2 protein-coding genes are annotated in these 1,777 nt (G+C 73.8%); both read right to left on the minus strand.

Annotated elements, in window-relative coordinates; all coding sequences use genetic code 11:
* A partial coding sequence (locus tag AC1DP0_RS21565; protein ID WP_478088569.1) for a VOC family protein occupies window positions 1–374 on the minus strand: 374 nt, incomplete at its 3' end.
* 24 nt (window positions 375–398) lie between these two features.
* The coding region (locus tag AC1DP0_RS21570; protein ID WP_478088572.1) for a sensor histidine kinase at window positions 399–1,777 on the minus strand (1,379 nt) is incomplete at its 5' end.

Here is a 1,777-nt window from a genome sequence, read left to right on the forward strand (position 1 = left end):
CCGTCGGCGCGCATCAGCCGCTCGCGCACGGCGCCGAGCGCCACGAGTCGTGCGCACTCGGCCTCGAGCGTGGCCAGACGCTCCTCGCCCACGAGGCCGGTGCCCACCCGGACGTCGAGATGCACCCGGTTCTTGACGACCTTGCCCTCCGGGACGCGCTGGAAGAAGAGTCGGGGACCCACCCCGGTGGGGTCGATGCAGGCGAAGGCCGAACCCTGGCGCTCCGCCGGCTGCTCCCGGTCGAGCTCCTCCCACGAGGCGTACCCCTCCGGCGGGGGAGGCACGACGTAGCCGAGCACCTCGCACCAGAAGCGAGCGACGCGCTCAGGTGCTGCGCAGTCGAAAGTGACCTGGACCTGTCTCACCGACGCCATCGCTCCACCGTAGGGCAGATCGGGTCAGCGGTCCGGCGGAAGGCAGACCACGGCTCGTACTCCCGGTCCGGCGTCCTCGAGGCGCACGTCGCCACCGTTGCGCCGCAGCAGCGCCCGCGTGATCGGCAGACCCAGTCCGCTGCCTCCGCTGTCCCGGTCACGGGCCTCGTCGAGCCGCATGAACCGGTCGAAGACCCGGTCGCGGGCCTCGATCGGGATGCCGTGCCCGTCGTCGGTGACGGTCACCTCGATCTGGTGTCCCACCGCCGTGGCGTCGAGGACGACCAGGCTGCGCGCGTGCCGGACCGCGTTGTCGACGAGATTCGTCAGGGCTCGGGTCGCGTCGACGGCAGGCGCGAGGGTCCGCAGCCGGCGACCAGCGAGCCCGGGCGCGGTACGCACCGGGACCCGAGCGGCGACGTAGCGGTCGGCGACGTCGGCGAGGAGCGCGGTGACGTCGACCCCGGAGGAGGGGCGGGGCGTGGCCGCGTCCTCTGCACGCGCCAGCAGGAGGAGGTCGTCCGCGAGCACCGTCAGGCGGTCCACCTCGGCCAGCAGCCCCACCGGCAGGTCACCGCCCTCGCCGAGCCGGTGAGCCACCTCGAGCTGGGTGCGCATGCTGGCGAGCGGGCTGCGCAGCTCGTGGGCGGCGTCGGCGATGAACGAGCGCTGTTTCCGCCGAGCGACCGTGATGCGATCCAGCATCGCGTTGAGCGTCGTCGCCAGCGCGCTGACCTCGTCCCGCGTCGGTGGCACCGGCAGTCGCTCGCTCTCCGAGGACGACTCGTCGATCTGTTCGGCGCCCCGTCGGAGCGCCTCGACCGGGGCCAGGGCAGCACCGATGACGCGCCAGGCTATGACGGCGAGGACTGCGAGCAGCAGCGGGAAGATCCACAGCAGCAGGGTGCGCAGCGTCCTGGCGCTCTGCTCGATGTCCCCGGTGGGCGCCGCTGCGACCACGGCGTACTCGCGGCCGGTTGCCACGGCCGCTCCGGCTGGAACGGCCGCGACCTGCAGTCGGCCCGAGAGGCCGGAACGGCTGCCCGGGACGATCACCTGCTCGCCGGCGAGGGCGCGCCGCAGCTCGTCGGGCGTCACGAGGGAGGTCAGCCGGTCCGCCGTCGCCGACCCGGCCACCACGCGTGACTGGGGATCGAGGACCTGGACGACCTGGGACCCGGAGACCGGCACCGGGTCGGGCATGCGCCCCGAGTCGACGAGCAGGGCCACCTGCTGGGCGCTGGCCCGGGCCGAGCCCTCGATGGAGCGACCGAGCGAGGCGGTGAGGACCGCGTAGAGCACGAGACCACCGATGAGGAGGGCAGCGGCGAGGCCGGCGATCCCGACGAGCAGCAGCCGGGCCCGGATGCYCAGCCGGGCGAACCGGTGCCGCACCGGCGAGC

The sequence above is a fragment of the Terrabacter sp. P5_B1 genome (assembly GCF_056400505.1).